The organism is Hyphomicrobium sp. 1Nfss2.1, from assembly GCF_965243865.1.
In the GTDB taxonomy this organism is placed as follows: Bacteria; Pseudomonadota; Alphaproteobacteria; order Rhizobiales; family Hyphomicrobiaceae; genus Hyphomicrobium_A.
In genome coordinates this window covers 1-18606 of the sequence record NZ_OZ251603.1, presented here as the reverse complement: position 1 = coordinate 18606, position 18606 = coordinate 1, and the positions used below count along the sequence as shown (strand labels likewise).

The 18606-nt window shown below is 61.3% G+C and carries 15 protein-coding genes; 2 read left to right on the top strand and 13 right to left on the bottom strand.

Features of this window, described 5'->3' with window-relative positions; translation table 11 throughout:
* Positions 1-275: 275 nt before the first annotated feature.
* Positions 276-1535 carry an Hsp70 family protein gene (locus ACP15D_RS00075; RefSeq protein ID WP_424955543.1) on the top strand — a complete coding sequence of 420 codons (1260 nt, stop codon included), beginning with the start codon at positions 276-278 and terminating at the stop codon, positions 1533-1535.
* A gap of 359 nt (positions 1536-1894) precedes the next feature.
* On the opposite strand, the gene ACP15D_RS00070 is transcribed toward ACP15D_RS00075, so the two are convergent.
* From ACP15D_RS00070 to ACP15D_RS00050, 5 genes are all read right to left on the bottom strand, one after another.
* Positions 1895-3838, bottom strand: a complete 1944-nt coding sequence (locus tag ACP15D_RS00070) for a bifunctional 2',3'-cyclic-nucleotide 2'-phosphodiesterase/3'-nucleotidase (protein ID WP_424959148.1) — start codon at positions 3836-3838, stop codon at positions 1895-1897.
* A 2-nt stretch (positions 3839-3840) separates the two neighbouring features.
* A complete protein-coding gene (locus tag ACP15D_RS00065) occupies positions 3841-4518 on the bottom strand; it encodes a MotA/TolQ/ExbB proton channel family protein (RefSeq protein ID WP_424955542.1) in 678 nt (225 codons plus the stop codon).
* A gap of 2 nt (positions 4519-4520) precedes the next feature.
* Positions 4521-7160, bottom strand: a complete 2640-nt coding sequence (locus tag ACP15D_RS00060; RefSeq protein WP_424955541.1) for a TonB-dependent receptor domain-containing protein — start codon at positions 7158-7160, stop codon at positions 4521-4523.
* A gap of 86 nt (positions 7161-7246) precedes the next feature.
* Positions 7247-7888 carry a hypothetical protein gene (locus ACP15D_RS00055; RefSeq protein WP_424955540.1) on the bottom strand — a complete coding sequence of 214 codons (642 nt, stop codon included), beginning with the start codon at positions 7886-7888 and terminating at the stop codon, positions 7247-7249.
* Between the two features lie 10 nt (positions 7889-7898).
* Entirely contained in the window at positions 7899-8306 is a 408-nt protein-coding gene (locus ACP15D_RS00050) for an ExbD/TolR family protein (RefSeq protein ID WP_424955539.1), read from the bottom strand.
* Between the two features lie 601 nt (positions 8307-8907).
* Between ACP15D_RS00050 and ACP15D_RS00045 the strand changes: the two genes are divergently transcribed.
* Positions 8908-9120 carry a hypothetical protein gene (locus ACP15D_RS00045; protein ID WP_424955538.1) on the top strand — a complete coding sequence of 71 codons (213 nt, stop codon included), beginning with the start codon at positions 8908-8910 and terminating at the stop codon, positions 9118-9120.
* Between the two features lie 198 nt (positions 9121-9318).
* On the opposite strand, the gene ACP15D_RS00040 is transcribed toward ACP15D_RS00045, so the two are convergent.
* The 8 genes from ACP15D_RS00040 to ACP15D_RS00005 all read right to left on the bottom strand — a co-directional run.
* Positions 9319-10131, bottom strand: a complete 813-nt coding sequence (locus ACP15D_RS00040; protein WP_424955537.1) for a hypothetical protein — start codon at positions 10129-10131, stop codon at positions 9319-9321.
* A gap of 117 nt (positions 10132-10248) precedes the next feature.
* A complete protein-coding gene (locus ACP15D_RS00035; RefSeq protein WP_424955536.1) occupies positions 10249-11886 on the bottom strand; it encodes a carboxylesterase/lipase family protein in 1638 nt (545 codons plus the stop codon).
* A gap of 297 nt (positions 11887-12183) precedes the next feature.
* The gene (locus ACP15D_RS00030; RefSeq protein WP_424955535.1) at positions 12184-13842 is read right to left on the bottom strand and encodes an NAD-dependent malic enzyme; all 1659 of its coding nucleotides are present in this window, start codon (positions 13840-13842) and stop codon (positions 12184-12186) included.
* A gap of 310 nt (positions 13843-14152) precedes the next feature.
* The gene (locus ACP15D_RS00025; RefSeq protein WP_424955534.1) at positions 14153-14917 is read right to left on the bottom strand and encodes a creatininase family protein; all 765 of its coding nucleotides are present in this window, start codon (positions 14915-14917) and stop codon (positions 14153-14155) included.
* Positions 14918-14951: 34 nt separating this feature from the next.
* Positions 14952-16310, bottom strand: a complete 1359-nt coding sequence (gene glnT, locus ACP15D_RS00020; protein WP_424955533.1) for a type III glutamate--ammonia ligase — start codon at positions 16308-16310, stop codon at positions 14952-14954.
* 77 nt (positions 16311-16387) lie between these two features.
* Complete coding sequence (locus ACP15D_RS00015; RefSeq protein ID WP_424955532.1) at positions 16388-17404, bottom strand: ABC transporter substrate-binding protein; 1017 nt, start codon at positions 17402-17404, stop codon at positions 16388-16390.
* 43 nt (positions 17405-17447) lie between these two features.
* Positions 17448-18257, bottom strand: a complete 810-nt coding sequence (locus tag ACP15D_RS00010; RefSeq protein WP_424955531.1) for an ABC transporter ATP-binding protein — start codon at positions 18255-18257, stop codon at positions 17448-17450.
* A gap of 2 nt (positions 18258-18259) precedes the next feature.
* Positions 18260-18606, bottom strand: a 347-nt coding sequence (locus ACP15D_RS00005) for an ABC transporter permease (RefSeq protein ID WP_424955530.1), incomplete at its 5' end; no start/stop codon positions are given.

The window sequence follows — 18606 nt, the reverse complement described above, 5'->3', positions numbered from 1 at the left end:
CAAGAGCGCCGTGGGCGTGGAATCCGATGCATCGACGACGCTCGCGTTCATCATCGACTTGCATATGCGTGGCCTCGCCGAGGTTGGCGGCGGATCGTCAAGTTCGCGGTGGCGACGCGCCATGCGACTGGAGGAAATCTGTCAGAGCAACAACTTGTACCCGTCCTCCTAACTTGCTACCCCATGCACCCCTGGCGCGTTGCGCGTTTATTTTCGCCCATGACGCGTCCTCGCGGACCGCATGCGGCATCGCCAAATCCTCATAGGAAACGATTGTGACAATCGCCTCCGGCGCGTGCGGCCTTGACTTCGGTACATCCAACAGCGCGATCGGCCATGCTGCGGAGGCTCATCCCTCTCTGATCCCCCTGCAAGAGGGCCGCGTTTCAATTCCCACCGCAGTATTCTTCAGCTTCGAGGACGCAAGTGTCACCTTCGGCCGCGATGCCGTCTCCCGCTACTTGGAGCGCGAGGATGGGCGGCTGATGCGCTCGCTGAAATCGGTACTCGGATCCTCTCTCATCCACGAGCAAACGCAGGTTGGAGCAAAGCGCCTCCGGTTCGATGAGATTATCTCGCTTTTCCTCAGCTACGTTCGCAAAGCCGCCGACGAGCCGTCGTGCGTCGTCATGGGTCGGCCTGTGTTTTTCGTGGACGAGAACCCGGAGGCCGACAAGAGTGCAGAGGATCAACTCCGGCAGGCGGCGCAACTCGCAGGCTTCAAGCACGTCGAATTCCAGTTCGAGCCCATCGCCGCTGCCCTCGACTACGAACGCCATGTGGGCGCCGAAGAGCTCGCGTTGGTCGTCGATATCGGCGGCGGCACTTCGGACTTCTCCATTGTCCGCGTCTCTCCGCATCGGCGTGGCAAGCCGGACCGCAAGTCCGACATTCTCGCCTATTCGGGCGTGCACATTGGCGGCACCGATTTCGACCGTCGCCTTGAACTCGATGCCGTGCTTCCAGATCTTGGGCTCGGTGCCAAGCTTCGCCACAAGAACATGGAAACACCCTCGTGGTGGTACCAGGACCTTGCAACCTGGCAGCGCATCAACTTCCTCTATGACCCTAAGCTCTTCGCGGACATTCGCCAGGTGCGCCGCGATATGGTCGAGCCCGAAAAGCTCGACCGGCTACTCAAGGTTCTGGAGTACAGGAGGGGTCACGCGCTGTTGACCGCCGTCGAGGACGTCAAGATCCAGCTCTCCTCCGCAAAGGTCGTGGCGATGGATTTGCAGAAGCTCGCTGGCATCGAGCCGCTTGAGATCACGAGGAAGCAGTTTGAGCGCGCAATTGCCGACCAGATCGGCAAAATTCATATGGCGATCAGAAACACATTGAGCCAGAGCAACGTGGCCGCCGATGCCATCGGCTCAGTGTTTCTGACCGGCGGCTCGTCGCGGATACCGCTGCTGCTTGCGACGTTGCAAGAGGCGTTCGCCAATGCCCGCATCGTCGAAGGCGATGCGTTCGGCTCCGTAGCCACGGGGCTCGCACTTGAAGCCCACAGCTGCTTTGGGACGATGCGCGTGTGATGTCGCGCCTCTCGGAGTGTTCCGAAGAATTCGTAGTTTGATGGCCCCGCACCAACGCAACGCTATCGGTCGCGCACTGGTGCGCTCCAAAATGTGGCCTCAGACGTCGCATCTTAGTCGATCAACGCTGAAGCTGAGCGAACCGTGTTTGCCAAATGGGCGACGGGCGGATTGTCCCGATAGCGGAAGTCGGCTGCCCTTTGTTCGGCGACTCCGCTGCCACGACAGAAAGCGCGTCACACGTGCGTCGCTGGTGTAGGATTCGAAAAGTTGCTGGGCATCGCTGAGCGCGGGCCCGCGCAAGATCAGACGTTCAGTTTCGACACTTTCGGGCACGGCGAGTGGGGCCGCCATGCCGCTCAGGAAAGCATCATCCGGACGCGCGCGTATCCGGGTTCACCATTCTCGAGCGTGACGCCCGGCAGGTCGCCGATATGGTCGCGCGCCCGAGGGCCCGTGTCAAAGCAGACCGCGACAGGCTTGCCAAGCGGTGCGAAAGACCACGGTCGCGTCGATGGAACTTGCACGGCCGGCGTCGAGCGGAAATAGCGCACCACCGCATCCTTGTTGGTGTCGGGCGCGCGCAGAAGAATTGCTGCTCCGACGAGAGCCGGCACGCTGCCGCCGCCATCGGCCCGGTAGCTGTTCGTCACGACTGCAAATTCGCGCTGAGGGTCGATGGGCCTGCCCTCGAACTCGACGTCGAGGATGCGACGAATGCTCGGGTTGGCCACTCCGGCCGTGTACCTATTCGGCTTCGTCAGATCGATCTTATAGGTCAAGCCCGAAATGATATCGAAGTTGTATGAGGGCACGCGCTTGTTGACGAGCGCCTGTGGGCTCGTTGCCGCCGCATCGATTGTGTGGAAGCAACGTGCCGCATATTCCAGCCACTCGATGATCTGCGCCCCTGTGAGCTTCAACACCACGACCACGTTGCTCGAGTATTGATAAAGGCCAGCTGCCTCGCGCAACGTTACCGGCCCAGCGGCAATGTCGATGAAGCCGTCCGGCGTATAACCGGCGCGATAAGGCGCCATGGACGAGAGAATAGGCAGGTCATGGAAGCCGGCCGCGTCCAGCAGGGGCCGCGCATAGCTGGTCTGCGCTGCATTTACGATGGCCGTCGCCGGATCGAGCCCTGTCCACACGAAGTAGCTGTGAACATTCTTGTCTACCGCTCCGACCGGCTGCTCGATCCAACGAAGCGTTTGCGCGTGCGCGGGCGCGATCAACGCAGCAACCTGCGGATCGGCATCGACCAAAGGAATGACTTTGTTGCCTTCGCGACGGTAGATGGGCGCAAGTGTCGCCTCGGCGTGTTGAACCGACCAGGCAGCGTCCGTCTTCTGGAGGTCAAGGTCGATAACGCCGAGGTGGCTCCCCCAGAAGCCCGGCATCACTGTTGGCACGCCGTTGAGGCGACCGGCAACCGCATCGACGCCGGCCATCCCTTCGTAATCCTTGCCGGGCAGCACTCGATGTGCGTGGCCGGTCAGTATCACGTCGATACCGGGAACGGTCGAAAGGTGAAGGGTTGCGTGCTCCTCGCCTTCAACCCACGGGCCTGGTGCGATACCAGAATGGCAGAGAGCAACAAGCACATCGCATTTTCCGCGCAGCTCGGGGACATAACGTTTCGCCGCGAGGACGATATCGCTGGTCTGCAGCTTGCCCGCGAGGCGCGCCTTGTCCCACACTGTGATTTGCGGCGTCACGAAGCCGATCACGCCGATGCGCAGGACGTGGGGATTGCCGGCCTCATCCTTGAAGGTTCGCTCGATGATCGTCGTGCGTGGCAGAAACGGCTCACCGCCAATGCGCTCGACGTTGGCGCAGACATAAGGAAATGACGCGGCCGAAAGCGAAGCCTCGAGAAATTCCAGTCCATAGTTGAACTCGTGATTGCCGACGGTCGCGGCGTCATAGCCGAGCTCGCGCATGATGGCGAAGATGGGATGCGGCGTGTCCGGCGTCGGCTGTGCGTTCTCGAAGATGTCGTCGGCCAGCGGCGTGCCTTGAAGAAGATCGCCATTGTCGAACAACAGCGTGTTGGGCACCTCCTTGCGACTGGCGCGGATGAGTGAGGCAACCCGCTCCAATCCTGCTGTGAGGTCCTGCTTGGCGAGGAAGTAGTCCCAGCCGAGCACATTCATGTGGATGTCGCTGGTCTCCATGATGCGTAAGCGAATGCGCGGGGCCGCATCTTCCGCGGCTAGGTCCGTCGTTGCACCGCAAAGCGCGGCACCAGCTAATGCGCCCGCTCCCGACAGAACGTCACGCCGCGTGATTGCGTTGCACATATTCAAGCGACCTGTTCCATTGCATTGGCTACGGCATTCTCGCGCTGATCGGCGCCGGATGTTGCGTCAGCGGTTTTGGGTGCGAACGCTGGGGCAATGCCATCTGCAGCGAGGATCAGCCCCTTGAACTCTTCAGTGATGTGGTCGGCCATGCGATGCAGGAGATTGTGGCCAAGAAGCCCGTAAAGCGCCGTTCCGATACCGATGGCCGTCGCCAGAAGCGCGGCACCAATGCCGCGGCTGACAGCCCCGGGATCGGAGATGCCGCCCGCCGACAAAGCGTTGAATGTGTCCATGATGCCAAGGATCGTGCCGAGCAGCCCCAGCAGCGGGGCGGCAGTGACGATGGTGTCGAGGATCCACAGCCGCGCACCGACCCGGCCGTTGACGTCGATGAACAGCGCCGATGAGAGATCCTCGAGCCGGGCGCGCGTGGCGCCCGGCTCGTTGATGATGTCGATGTATTCTCGAAGACTGCGTGTGAGAAGGTCGCGGCGCTTCAGCGTCTTCTCGACCTTCTTCTTGCGCCGGCCGTGCACGATGGCCTTGAGCCGCGCGGCACGGCGGTTCAGCAGCCAGTAGTACACGAAGCGCTCGACGATCACGAACGTCAGCACCACCATCATTCCGTAAAGTACAGTGATGCAGACATGGTGAAAGTACGCAGTATCGATATTCATCTTCAGAAGCCCGTGCGGAGCGAAAGCATGGCGGAGAAGTCCTGACCGAGATAGTAGGTCGGCTTGCTGCCGCTGACCGTGGTGCCGCCGACGGTCACGGGATTTGCGTTGTTCGTCTCACTGTAGACGCCGGTCAACTGGCGCGAGTTGAGCACGTTGAACAGCGACAACTTGATCTCCGGCGCCTTCATGTAGCCGATGTCGTCGAAGCGATAGCCGATCGACGCATTTAGCCGACCGAAGGCCTCCATCTCCTCGTCGTTCATCAGCGTCGCGTACTGCGAACCGATGTACTTGTAGGCGAGATTGCCGAACAAATGGCCGTTGTCGTAGTCGAGCCCGAGGCCGAACGAGTACTGCGGAGCACCCGGGAGAAGCTTGCCGGCGGTGGGCAAGTAGACGCCGTTCGTAGCTAGATCGTCGCGAAGCTCTGCATGCAACAGCTCGAGCGAGGCGTAGGGACGGAAGTTATGGATTGGCGCCGTACCGATTTCCGCGTCTATACCATAATTCCGTACCCGTCCGATGTTCTGGGTGACGGACTTATAGGATCCGGTCCCGTCCGCAGCGTACGTCTTCTGCTGATAGTCCTCGAAATCGGCAAGGAACGCTGTGACGGAGGTCGCAAACAGCTGGCCCTGGTAGCGATGCCCGAGCTCCCACGAGAGGCCGCGCTCCGGATCGATGGTATCGGCCGGCGTGTAGCCGGAGGCAGAGTACATATTGTAGTCGGCATACGACGTAAAGTTAGGAGCCGAACGGAAAGACGTGGCGACATTAGCGAAGACGTGGCTTTCCCGGTCGAGCTGTACCTTGACGCCGGCTGTCGGCAACGTCACTTGATCGTCGATCGTCGAGTAAGCCGGCTTGGCATCCGGCATGTAGTTCTCGATATCACGGTTGACGATGACGTGCTTGACGCCATAGTCGAATGTCAGCCAGCTGTTGAACTTCCACGTGTCGCCGACGAAGAACATGTTCGTCGTCGTCTCGGTGAGGACGTTGCGCTTGTTCAGCTCGCCCTCAGGGCAGGAAACGACAGTACCATTGGCCGAGCCGCTGCCACTGGCGCTGGCCTTGTTGATGACGCAGGTCGCCCCTGAGGGCATGTAGACGTGCGCGTCGTTGGCGAACGGATCGATGACGTTGCCGTTTTCGCCGAGATAGGACAGCGATCCCGTCTGCCGGTGATGCGCGTATTCGAACCAGTGGCCTGCCACAACCTTGTGATCATCCAGCGTGTAGGTCAGCTTGTTGATCACGCCCGGGCGATGTGTCTCGGTGATGGACGGATTGTAGAACCAGACATCTGATGAATCGATGACGCCGTTTCCGTTCAAGTCGCCCGACACTTTCAGATTGCCGTAGTAAAAGGCGCCCTCCTTCAAGTTGGTCGCACCGCCACCGCTGCCGTAGCCGTACCAATAGTAAGGCACCGTATCGAAGCGAAGGTTCTCCGAGAGCTTGAAGTTCGAAGGCGCGCTCAGGATCAGGTTCTTGAACGGATTGATCCTGTAGCCATAGTAGTTGCTGTTGTAAGGGCTCGTCGTGTACGTTTTGTCGTTACCATCATTGAAATCGATGAGATTCTGGGTTCTGTAGAACGTGTTGACGGCCTCGTTGTAGATCGCCGAAACGCGGATGGTGTTGTCCTTATCGATGTCGTAGACCGCCTTGAAGTCGAGGTGCTTGCGGTCGTCATCGCCGGGGCCGATCCAGTGGTCTTTGGTGAGGTGCGAATAGCTGATGAAGGCGCGCACGGCACCGACCTGGCCGGACTCGAGGCGCACGTACTCGCGCTGCAGGTCATCCGAGCCGAACGTGTACTCGACAACGCCGCCGGCCGTCTTCGAGGGATCGCGCATATAGAGGTTGATGACGCCGCCGACCGAACCAATGTGCGGCGAGTCGAGGTCCGGCGAACCTTGGGCAATCGAAACCTGCTGCATGTTGGCAGCGTCGACGTACTCCTGCGGGTAGAGAGCGTAGTTGCCGGAGTCGTTGACCGGCATGCCTTCGATAGTCATGCCGACGTGATCGGAGTTGAAGCCGCGCAGGCGGATGTTGCCGCCGTTGAGGCCGGTGTCGTCGACGCTAGACTGCACGACACCCGGCAGCAAGTTGATCATCTGATACGGGTTGGCCGTCGGCGACTGCTTGTCGATGGCGTCGCGCGTGACCGTCGAGCGGCTCTTCTTGGCTTCTTCATTGATCATGTAGCCGCCGCCGATGTCCATGCCGGTCACGCCACCGGTTGACACGGGACGCGGCGTAGAGCCGATACCGTTCATCTTCTTGGAGCCGTCCGGCGCCTTCTTTTCGGCATTGGCCTTGTTCTGGACGTCGGCGAAGTCCGTCGGCGAAGCGGTCATGCCGCTCTGCGAGAACGCCCGCTCTTTCGGCGCCTCCTTGGCCTGGATCTCGCCGATGTTGGTCGTCGGCGCAGGTGCCGACGTGGACTTTGCCTGCGGCTTCGCGGATTTCTCCGCCGGCTTCGCGGCGGGAGCCGGCGTCGTTGCCGGCTTGGCTTCTGCAGGCGCAGCACTCGGATCTGGAACCGGTGCTGGAGCCGTCTGCGCAGAGCAGACAGCCGTTAGTGATGCGCTCGCCAATAAGGCGAGCGTGACGGAACGCAAGTACATGATACCCCCACAACGCAATACGCAACCGAACGCGACTTGACGTGACGTTTACGCAGCAACCTCCGATCCGCCCTGGAACTGCTGGCCTAGTAGCGGATGGTGGTCACTACGATGCCGGACACTTGCCCCTTGGACGCGCATCCGGAATTCAACACGCTCGATCGCGCGGCTTGATCGAGAATCTGCGAGCCTGACGGCTGTGTGATTTCGATGCCCGCGACCTTCGCGTCGATGATGAGAATCTTCAGTCCCACGACGCCGTGCGGCTTGAGCTTTCGCGCTTCTCGCGTCGAGGGGTAATAGGTGCGATTGAGGAGACACTTCTTGAATGCCGAAGCCTGCTCCTCGTTGGCCTCCACCATGGCCTGCGGCGGCGGCGTGATGGGTGCGCCATCCTCGTCCAGCATCTGCTCGGCCGGCTGCGCTTCCTCTTCCTTCTCCGGCTCGCGTGGCGGCTCGGGAGCAGGAGGCGGCGGCGGTGGCTCGGGTACTGGCGGTGGCACCGGTTCGGGCTCCGGCGGCTTCGGCGCCTCCTCGGCCTTCTCGGGCTCGGCCGCAGCTGGCGGTGGCGGCTCGGGAGCCGGCTCCGCTTCGAGCGCCACAGTCATCTCGCCGACGGACTCGCCCGCGCCGGCCGGCTCCGATGCAGAGGGCATCATCGCCCAAAGCGTCAGCAGCGCTCCGGTGATGAGCAGCGCCATGAAATTGCTTATGCTGCCGGTTGTCACGTGCATCCACTTATTTGGCCCTCGTGACGATCGACGCGTTCGAAACGCCGGCCAGCTTCAGGGCGTCGAGAACCTCAACGAGGCTTTGCAGCTGCGCTCCCTCGTCACCGGCGATGGTGACGACGAGCTTCTTGTTTGGATCGCTTGAAGCCGTGATGCGGGCAGCCAGATCGGCGAACGCCACCGGTTGCCCGTCAATGAATGCCTTCCCGTCGCGGTCGAGGCCGATGGTGACACGCTGGCGTTCGACCAGCTGATCCGGCGCAGCGGAGGTCGGCGGCTTAATCTTCAAGCCGAGAGCCGGCAGCACATTGATGCTGATCAGCACGAAGAAGACGAGCAGGAACATCATCACATCGATCATTGGAATGATCTCGATGCGCGCGTGACGTTCCTTTTTTTCAGGCCACGTTCTCATAGTGCGCCGAAAGACCCGCTCTCCCGCTTCTGCAACAAAGCGGGATAAGCACGTGCCTGAATGTCAGCAGCGTAATTGATTTGCGAAACATCAATGACGTTGCGCGAAAGAGACGATGCCAACAGCAGTGCGTTTCGCGCCGCCGATTGATCGCCGGCGCTAAAAATCTGCGCTGCGTTCCGACGTTTGCTCTGTCATTCGCAAGTACGCGCCCGATGATCGCTGCTGACCCACGTCATCGCGGGCGCGACAAGTTTTCAGGATCCGCTCTTAGCAGCCCGCTCGCAATCGCGTGGCACGTTGTGATGCCACCATCAGCCGAGATCGATGCAGATGGCGACTGCTCGCATCGAGCTTTCATTCGCTGCTATCAAAAGCAACCGCAGGTCAGGTGATAAGCACGCCCGGCTATGGCCCGCTGCGCCCGGTGAAGGGCGAAGCGACCGGACTTGAGCTGCTTCAGAAAATTATGACACCGCGATTGCGAAGGGGCATCAACGGCAATTTAACCGCGCCGCGTCGTCGGGAGATCTTCCGCTGTACGATGCGAGTTGTCCGGCGCATATAAGGCAGCGGTTGCCCCAAAATCGGCAGGTGTTCGATGTCATCCAGCAAGATCGAAGAGGCCCGGATGGAAGCCATCGGGATACTCGCACTGGCTCCGGAAGAGGTCTCGCGCGTGTTCTACGAAGAGATGCAGAAGCGCAAGCTCGGCAAGCTGGTTCTTCATCTTGACCAGCTGATGCTGCACGGTGGCGAGGATGCCGAACTGGCGGGGCAGGCACTCAAGCGACTGGGTTTCGGCGTCGTTTGAACAGCGCAAGCGCGCGGCGGCGGCTGGCTGAGAGCCGGGCATCCACCGATGAAGGACGTCGCCCTTCCCTTCCTCGACTTGGATCAGCCGCGCAGATCGGCGTCGGTGAAGTCACCCGAGTGCTGGCCGATGCAGGGATTCAATCGGCCCATACTGAGCTTCGGACATGAAACTCCGGAGGCCGGCGCCGACTTCTCGTTAGCCGGACGGACTGCTCGGCGATAACACGGCAGCATCCTCGGGACACGCCTCGGCCTCCATGCGCTCGAACAAGCGCGCGAGCGGCGCGGAGGAGACTTTTACAGGACCGGAGAACGGCTCGCCCATTTCATTCACCAGGAAGATGGCGCCCGAGATGGCGACCATGGCGAGCACTTGCCCGGCAAAGACAACCGGGTTCGGTGGAGCGAAGACGCCGAGATACCAGAAAATGAGGCAGTACCAGCCGATCACCACGGCAATGAAGATCGTTGGAGTTACGGAACTCGCCTCACCGCTCACCTTCCAGTGGTACTCCATAAGCTGTCGGGACAACGACAGCAGCGTGTCGTGGCCGCGCTTCTGCCCATCGTTCGAGGCTTCCAGCGTTCGAACTTCGCTGTGAAATTGAAGCAACGCCGCCAGAGACGGATCGGTCGTTTCATTGGGTGAGCGGTTGGACGGGTTCCAAGTCCCACCGATGACCTGCTTCATGTAGGTTTGTAGAGTGCCCCGGATGACGCAGGCGCGCTCACCGCCGTAGTGCAAAAGCTCCTGGTCGGTTAGCTGGATAGCTGCCGCGTACTTCTGCACGTCCAAGTAGGCTTCGCTAAAAGTGTATCGGGCCGAATTTATCATCAGGCCGAGCAGTAAGGATGCCATTGTCCCCACCAGCGCCATGCCGATGCGCAGATTCTTCATGGACGGCTCGGACACGAAGTCTTCGGGTAACCGTCGTGCCAGCAGAGCTCCGCTGCCACCCGCAATTAGCATCAGCGCGAAGGCGATCAATGCGGGAAGCCAGCCATTCATCCGTCGATGCTCCCAATACTTGCAGCCAACCTAGTGCAGACCGTGGCTTTGGCCGGACTTCCACAGGTGACGTCACGGTCCACGATAGTGCCCGTCTCTCTGAGGAGGACGGTGCCACTATTTTGCGAAGTAGCTTGGATAGAGCGATTTCCAGAACGCGCACTTGTAGTCGGATGTCGGATCGAATGTGCGGATCTGGCCGGGCTCGAAGCGAATGGCCGTTGCGCCCTCACTGTATGGCTTCCAGTCAGGAACATCGCGCGCCTTGGGTTTGCCGGTTCGAATGAAACTCGCCCAGGTCTCGATCATCTCATCGGCCATCGCTTGCGAGCGCTGTGACAGGTCCGGCCCGGAAATCGCGGTCGTGTTGGAAAAATTCGGGAAAAACGAATTCAGCTCGCTGGAATGCACTGCGCCGAGTTCGAATCCTGGGTCTGGGGAAATGGGTATCGAGACGCCGAGCACGGGAGACTTTCGGTCTGCAAACTCCCATTGGTAAACCGGGACATACCGTGACATGAGCCTCGCGGTCTCGATATAGAGGCAATGATTGATGCCGAGATCTGGCCGGAAGTTCGTCATCAGGGTGCCCAGCGCGGCAGGTGCCGATGAGAAGTCCTTCAGCGGATATTGAGCTGCAATCTTACCTGCATTCTCGCCGTAGTAGGATTTGATGACATCTTCATAGTTCTCCGGCGTGAAGCGCTTGCCGGCCTGCACGTCGTAGCCGACGTAAAGCCGTAGCTCGTCGCGCGTGCCGCCGTTGATCACCGGAACCTTTACGAAGCGGCCACTTTCGATGGCTTCGAGACCTTGTAGAGGAGTTGTCTTAGTCCCATAGACAGGCGCGAATGCCAGGAGATCATTTCCGGCGACATCCGTAGCCGCGGCGATCAGCGTCTGAGGGCCCTTCTGGCGCAAGCATTCGAGAGCGCTCGCCGCGTCCGTGCATCCGGCCTGCTTGGCCACCGCTACGCCAAAGCTCTTGCGTTCCTCCACGCTTCGCATGCGGTACACGCACGCGCCACTCTGTACGATCGCCTTATTAAAGAGATTGCGGGTTTCTTCTGGCGCAATGAGGTGCATGCAGACGGAAGCAGCGCCAGCCGATTCCCCCGCCAGTGTGATGTTGTCAGGGTCACCACCGAAAGCGGCGATGTTCGCTTTCACCCAACGCAACGCGAGGCGCTGGTCCTCCAGCGCGTAGCCGCCGTTATGGTCGGCTTCGAATGCCGGGTGCGGCATGAAGCCGAATACGCCGATGCGGTAGTTCATCGTGACAACTACGGCATCGGCCTTCTTGGCCAGCACGTCGAGGCGATACAGCGCGCTGGAGCCACCGACGAAAGCGCCGCCGTGAATCCAGACTATGACCGGGAGTTTTCGTCCGGACAGGTCGCCGCCGGCATAGGGGACCGTAACGTTCAGGTAGAGGCAGTCCTCGTTGTCGCTTCGCTCGGTCAATCCGTAGCGGGCGCCCTGTGCGCACGCTTCCTTGAAGTGCATCGCTGGGAGCACACCCTCCCATGGCGCGGCCGGTTTCGGCGACGTCCAGCGGTTCTCGCCGCCCACGGGTGCGGCGTACGCAATGCCGCGAAATTCCAAAGCGCCGTTGCGGATGAAGCCGGCGACCTTACCGCCAGCCGTCTGCACGATTGCGGCTTCACCCCAATGGTATGGCGTCTGCTGCTTTGGATCGGCATTCGCTGACAACGATATGAACAGGAGAACGGCAAGTAAGTGTAGGCGTTGCATCGCGAACTCCCGCTCTAAGCTGCGAGAAGATACTGCCTACATTCATTTAAGATGCCGGAAACCCGCTTTTTTTGCCCCGGTTTAGCTGAATTGACGCCGGCACATGCACGACGCCATCGTCAGGCAGCGGTTCCGTTCTTTATCGGTACTGGCCGATGTAGAGGATCCCGAGCGTGGCATCCTCAGGAGCACCGCGTCAGCGCCCACGTCAACAAGCGCGCTGTCCTGCGCCAGCGGCACACTGCCGATACCCATGCCGATGCGGGTGCGTCCTGGAGGCCATCGGGGCGAGCTGCGCTAGGCCACCTGCTGAATCTCGCCGTCGATCTTCGGGTATTCCGGCTGGTAGACGTGGCCTCGGATGAACGAGACCATATCCATCGAGGGCCGCTCGACGCGGGCCAGTCCGGAAGCAAAGATCAGCTCGGCGATGCGCGCCGCGGTCTGAATTTCCGTTTCGAGGATGTTCGCCTGGGGCGGGTAGAGCAGGCCCTGGTTCAGCAGCGCGGGGGAAACCTGGTCCGCGACGGCGCGAGCTGCCTCGATGAACATTGCATCGGTCACGCGCGTGGCCTCAGTGGCGAACACGGCCATGCCAATGGCGGGGAAGATGTAGAAGTTGTTCGCCTGCCCCGGCAGGAACGTCTTGCCATCGAGGTGAACAGGCGGGAACTGAACGCCCGCGGCGTAGATCGCTTTGCCGTTCGACCAGGTGTAAGCCTGCTCGGCCGTGCATTCGGCGTGCTCGGTGGGATTGGAGAGCGCCAGCACAATAGGGCGATCGTTGATGCGCGCCATCGCTTCGACCACGGGCTCCGTGAACGCGCCGCCTATGGTGCTGACGCCGATGATCGTCGTCGGCCGGATGCTCTCGATGGCGGCAAGGAAGTCTCGCGTCGGCGCATGGTCGTGCGCGTACGGCTTCTGGAAGTCGACGAGATCGGTTCTGGTGCTTTCCAATAGACCGTTGACGTCGAACATATGGATGCGCGCGCGCGCTTCCTCGAGCGTCAAGCCTTCCTCGACCATCGCCGAGCACAGAAGGCCGGACAAGCCGATGCCGGCCGAGCCGGCGCCGAGGAACAAGTACCGCTCGCTGCTGAGCTCGCTGCCCTTTATCCTGGCCGCGTTGATCATGCCAGCGAGAACGATGCCAGCGGTGCCTTGAACATCGTCGTTGTAGACACAGCATTTATCGCGGTAGCGCTGAAGCAGATGAACGGCATCGACGCCGGTCCAGTCCTCGAAATGAATGCAGCATTTCGGAAACACCTCCTGCACCGCTTCGACGAACTCATCGACGAAGGAGAAGAGCTCTTCCGTTGCCGGTCGCGTACGGCGCATGCCGAGATACAGCGGATCGTGCAGCAGCTGCTCGTTGTTCGTGCCTGCGTCGAGGTACATAGGTAGCAGATACTGAGGCGGCACGCCCGCGCAGGCCGTGTAAAGCTGCAGCTTGCCGATGGGGATGCCGACGCCGTTGGCGCCAAGGTCGCCCAGGCCGAGAATGCGTCCGCCATCGGTGACGCAGATGAAACGGATGTCCTTCTGCGGCCAGTTCTTCAGAACGTCCTTCACCTCGCCGCGCCGTGACATCGATAGGTACATGCCGCGCGGCTGGCGGTAGATGTGGCCGAACTTGAGGCAGGCTTCGCCGATGGTCGGGTCATAGACGATGGGAAGGAAGCGCGCCGGATCCGACATCACGGTGCGATAGAACAGGGTCTCGTTGTGATCGAGCAGATTGATGAGGTAGATGTAGCGGTCGAGGTCGGTCGTCTTGTGCGCAAGCTGCATCATGACGCGCTTGAGCTGCAGATCCTCGCTCTCCGTTGTGTCCGGAACCAGGCCGACAAGACCGAGCGCCACTTTCTCGGCTTCGCTGAACGCAGTCGATTTGTTGAGCGACGGGTCGCGGAGCACTTCGATTCCGGCCTTGCTGGAGAGCATTGGCATTTCCCTTCTTGCGCGGGCGACCTGACGCCCTGCTTTACGCAACGATATCGTCGTGAGACGCGCGATTAATCCCGGCGCCGAAGTGTATGTCGGCGGGGAGCCCAAGCCGGCCTGCGTTGTCCGCTGGCGCGCTGAGGGCAGTGGCGGGATTTAATGTATTGGTAACGACCGATTGCGTTGCGGACATGCCTCGAGGCGCCTCCCCTGCCACTCGAAGGTCATCTAGCCCCGAGCAACTTGAAAAAGCGTTCCCCTCGCGACTTTAAGTCGGTCGATGCGCGGATTTGCGGGGCAGGTGCAGAAGATCTGCTCAGTCCGGTGCGCGGCTAGCGTATGACGCTTGAAGTGGCGGATGCTCCAGCTTTCCCTTCTCTACTATTGCCGCGAGGTCTTCCGTCATCCACGCGAACAGGCGCAGCCCCTCTTCGGCGCTGGCCTGACTGGGGTTCCCGGTCACTCCGTTTGCGCTGGTGCGGTTGACGGGGTGAGAAAAGACCAGACCTTGCGTGCGATCGGGATCGTCCGAAGTCGCGTTCAGGTGCGGCCGGGCGATCTGCGGCGCGATCCCCATCATCAGAGACGTCTCGGCGGCATTCGCGTGCCAGTCATCGGCGTCGGCGAAGTGCGCGGCTCTCACCCGCTCGCTCATGTGCGCGGAGTTGATCACCGCAACCATCATGTCGTCGTGCTCGGCGCGCAGCATTTCAAGGGCACAGCGCAGCGGCGCCGCATTCGTCACATGGGTGTTGACGATGATGATGCGCCGCACGCCGCTGATGTAGGCCCAGTCCCCGACCTCCTTGACGAGGGTGATCAGAGTGATCGGCTGGAGAGCGATCGTGCCAGGCCACCGCCGACTGTGGCCGAGCGAACAGCCGTATGGCAACGCCGGCAGCATGGGCACGCCTGTCCGCTCCGCCACCTTGCGGCAGAGCTTGTCCGCCAGCACCCAGTCCATGCCGGTTGCGAGCTGAGGCCCGTGCTGCTCGGTCGCTCCGATCGGCAGGAGCGCCGTGAAGCTTGCCGCCGCGAGGTCAGCGGGCAACTCGGTCCAGGTGCGTTCTGCCCACTGCATCGATGCTCTCCAAGCTGTTTCGAAGTGCTCGTTCTCAATAGAACTTGAGGTAGCGGCTCTTTTCCCAGTCGGAGACGTGGTTGATGTAGCTCGCCCACTCATCACGCTTGAAGTCGAGCCAAGCCTGCTTCATCGCCGGTCCAAACGCGGCGGCGCTCAATGGGTCGGCGTCGAACGCATCGATCGCTTCCAGAAGGGTCTTCGGCAGATGGGTGACGCCCATCGCGCGCAGTTCCTCCTCGCTCTTGAGGTACATATTCTCGCCGTGCGGCTCGCCGGGATCCAGTCCCTCGGCGATGCCCTCGAGCCCTGCCATCAGCACCAAGGCAGCGCCGAGATAAGGATTGCACGCGCTGTCCGCCGCGCGCAGTTCCACACGGCCGCCGCCCATCGGAATGCGCAGTGTGTTGGTGCGGTTGTTGTTGCCGTAGCACGCCCAGACAGGGGCCCATGTGAAGCCCGACATCGACCCCTTGAGCACCAGCCGCTTGTAACTATTTACGGTCGGCGCGACGACGGCGCAGATCGCCGGCAGATGCTTCAGGACACCGGCGAGGAACTGGTAGCCGAGCTTCGACAGGTTGCAGCCGCGCGGATCAGCAGTGTCCGAGAATAGATTTTCGCCGGTGTTGATATTGGCGAGCGACATGTTGAAGTGCGCCCCGCTTCCGGCCCGATCGACGAAAGGCTTGGGCATGAAGGTTGCGAAGCCGCCATGCTTGCGCGCGATCTCGTGCGCCATAAGGCGGAAGAACACGAAGCGGTCGGCCATGGACAGTGCGTCGAAATAATTGAAGTCGATCTCGAACTGGCCGATGCCGTCCTCGTGGTCGAAGCTGTAGACGTCCCAGCCGAGGCTGTTCATCGCCTGCACGAGCTCGTCCATCCAGCCCATGTTGTCGAGCATGCGCGAGACATCATAGGCCGGCTTGTCGAGGTGCTTGCGATCCGACAGAGGCGCGTAGCCGCGCTCGGCATCATCGCGCAGGACGAAGAACTCGGCCTCCATGCCGAGATTCATGCCGTATCCCATGCTCGCTGCTTTAATGAGCGCGCGCTTCAGGATGTTGCGGCTGCAGGCATCGAACGGCTTTCCCTCGCACCAAAGGTCACTGGCGAACCAGGCGATGTCCTTGTTCCACGGCAGGACAGTGCATGATGCGGGATCGGGATGGGCGGCGACTTCCTCGTCGCTCACGTCTTGCGGCACGCCGTCGAGGGCTGCTCCGGTGCACAGCTCCGAGCCGGACATCATGCGGTCGAAGTGCTCGACGGGAACTACCTTGCCCTTGGAGACACCGTGCATGTCGACGTAGCTCGCCAGCATGTACTTGACCCCGGAAGCGCGCAGGTTGCCGAGCACCGCGTCGTTATTGTTGACAGAGGCGTCCACCGTAATTCTCCTGTTTGCGGAACTTGTTCTGATTTTTTGCGGGTGGCGGCCGCCCGGTTGCGAGCGGCCGCGCGCGGTCATTGCGATGAGGCAAGCTTCTGCACGAACTCGGTCGTGTAGGTGTCCTCGATCTTCGGAGCCGCTTTGATCTGGCCGCGCTGGACCAGGATGTCGGCGATGAGCTTGCCCGTCGTGAAGAACGACTTGGCGTCGTCGCGCGGGGTGAAGTAGCCGGCCATCTCGGGAACGGGCACGTTGTAAACGCCCTTGGCCTGCTCCTTCACGTCATCGACGGTCGTGGAAAAATACTTCGCTACGATCGCGTAGGCCTCGTCGGGATGCTCCTTGAGGAACTTCATCCCATCGATGTAACCCTTGATGATGCCGTCTACCGTCTTCGGGTTTTTGGCGATGAAGTCGGCGGGGAAATAGAGGACGTCTGTGATCAGGCCCGGCGCCGTCGCGGAGGTGTAGATGGAATGGAAGCCGTCGCCGACCTCGAGCTTCAGAGCCTTGCTGACGTTGGGCTCGTAGGTGGCACCAGCTGCGACGCCAGCGGCGAGCGCTGCCGGCACGTTCTCCGGCGTCGTGTCGAGACCCTGCACGTCGGACTCGCTGAGGCCGACGGACTTCAGCGCGTAGGCGACCAGCAGGTTATCGCAAGTGGCGAATGGGTAGGCGACCTGCTTGCCCTTCAGATCGGCAAGCGACTTGATCGCCTTCGAGGCGATGATGGCGTCGGCGCCGTTCGAGTAGTCGATCGGCATGACCACGCGGAAGTCGTTGCCATTCGCGACGAGATTGATGACCTGATCGTAGGTGTACATGGCGCCTTGAATGCCGCCGCTGGCCAGAGCAGCGGGGATCAACGCGGGGTCGGCGAAGTCTTTCAGCTCAACCTTCACGCCGTAAGGCTTGAAGAGATCCTTTTCGACCGCGACGTAGAACGGCGCGTAGCCGATCCAGGCCACGGTCGCGAGGGTGACTTTCTCCTCCGCGTGCGCCTGGGGAGCGAGCGCGCCTATGGCCGCGGTCGCCGATACCGCCAAGGCGAGCGTGCCTTTGCGAAGTCCTGCTAGAAGTCCACTCAGCATAGTCGAAACTCCTTTGTTGCGATTGGTGAGCCGCCGGATTCGCTCACCCCGTGAGAGCCTGGCCGACGCCGTCGAACGAGCCCGCGACTGTGTCGCGTACTCGGTTCATGATGCGGCGCTTGAGATCGAGGAAGGTGGGCGCAATCCGGATGGACATGTCGCGATCGCGCGAGAACGGCACGTCGTAGATGCAGTCGACGCGGCCGGGGTAAGGCGCCATGAGCACGATGCGCGAGCCGAGATAGATGGCCTCTTCCACGTCGTGGGTGACGAAGACGATGGTGGTGCCCTCGTTGCGCGCGACCTCGAGCACCAGATCCTGCATGACTTCTCGCGTCTGGGCGTCGAGCGCGCCGAAAGGCTCGTCCATCAGCAGGACCGCTGGCTTCGACATCAGCGCGCGAGCGATGGCCACGCGCTGGCGCATGCCGCCGGAGAGCTGTGTCGGGTAAGCGTCCTTCACCTTGGACAGTCCAATGAGCGACAGCAGCAGCGCTGCGCGCTTTTCCTCGGCGTCGCGTTCGAGCGCGAGATTGTCGTGGGCGTTAGCGGCCAGCCGCCGGCTGAACAGCACGTTGCGCATGACGCTGAGCCAGGGGAAGAGGCTGTAATCCTGAAACACCATCGCGCGCTCGACGCCGGGTCCGGCGATCTCCTTGTCGCCGCACGCGACGACGCCGCTATCGGCCATCTCGAGTCCGGCCAGGATGCGCAGCAACGTCGACTTCCCGCAGCCCGACGCGCCGACAATGGTCACGAACTCGCCCGGCGCAATGCTGAGGCTGACGTTGTCGAGCACGACATTCGTCCCGAACGTTTTCGAGAGGTCTTCGATCAAGATGCCTTTGCTCATGATCAGCGCCCCTTGAGGTATGGAAAGAGGACTTTGTGCAGACCGCGCAACGCCTGGTCCTGAACGAGGCCGATCACCCCGATCACGATCAAACCAGCGAAGATTTTGTCGGTCTGCAGGAAGCGCTGCGCTTTCAAGATCGCGTAGCCGAGGCCCGAGTTGGCGGCGACCATCTCGGCCACGACGAGGTAGGTCCACGCCCAGCCGAGCGTGATGCGGCACGTGGTCAGCATCGCCGGGGCGGCAGATGGGAAGATCACGCGGTAGACGATCTCACGCCGGGTCGCGCCCATCGTTTGGGCCGCTTCAATCTGTTGCATCGGCACGCGGCGAACGTCATCGGCGAACA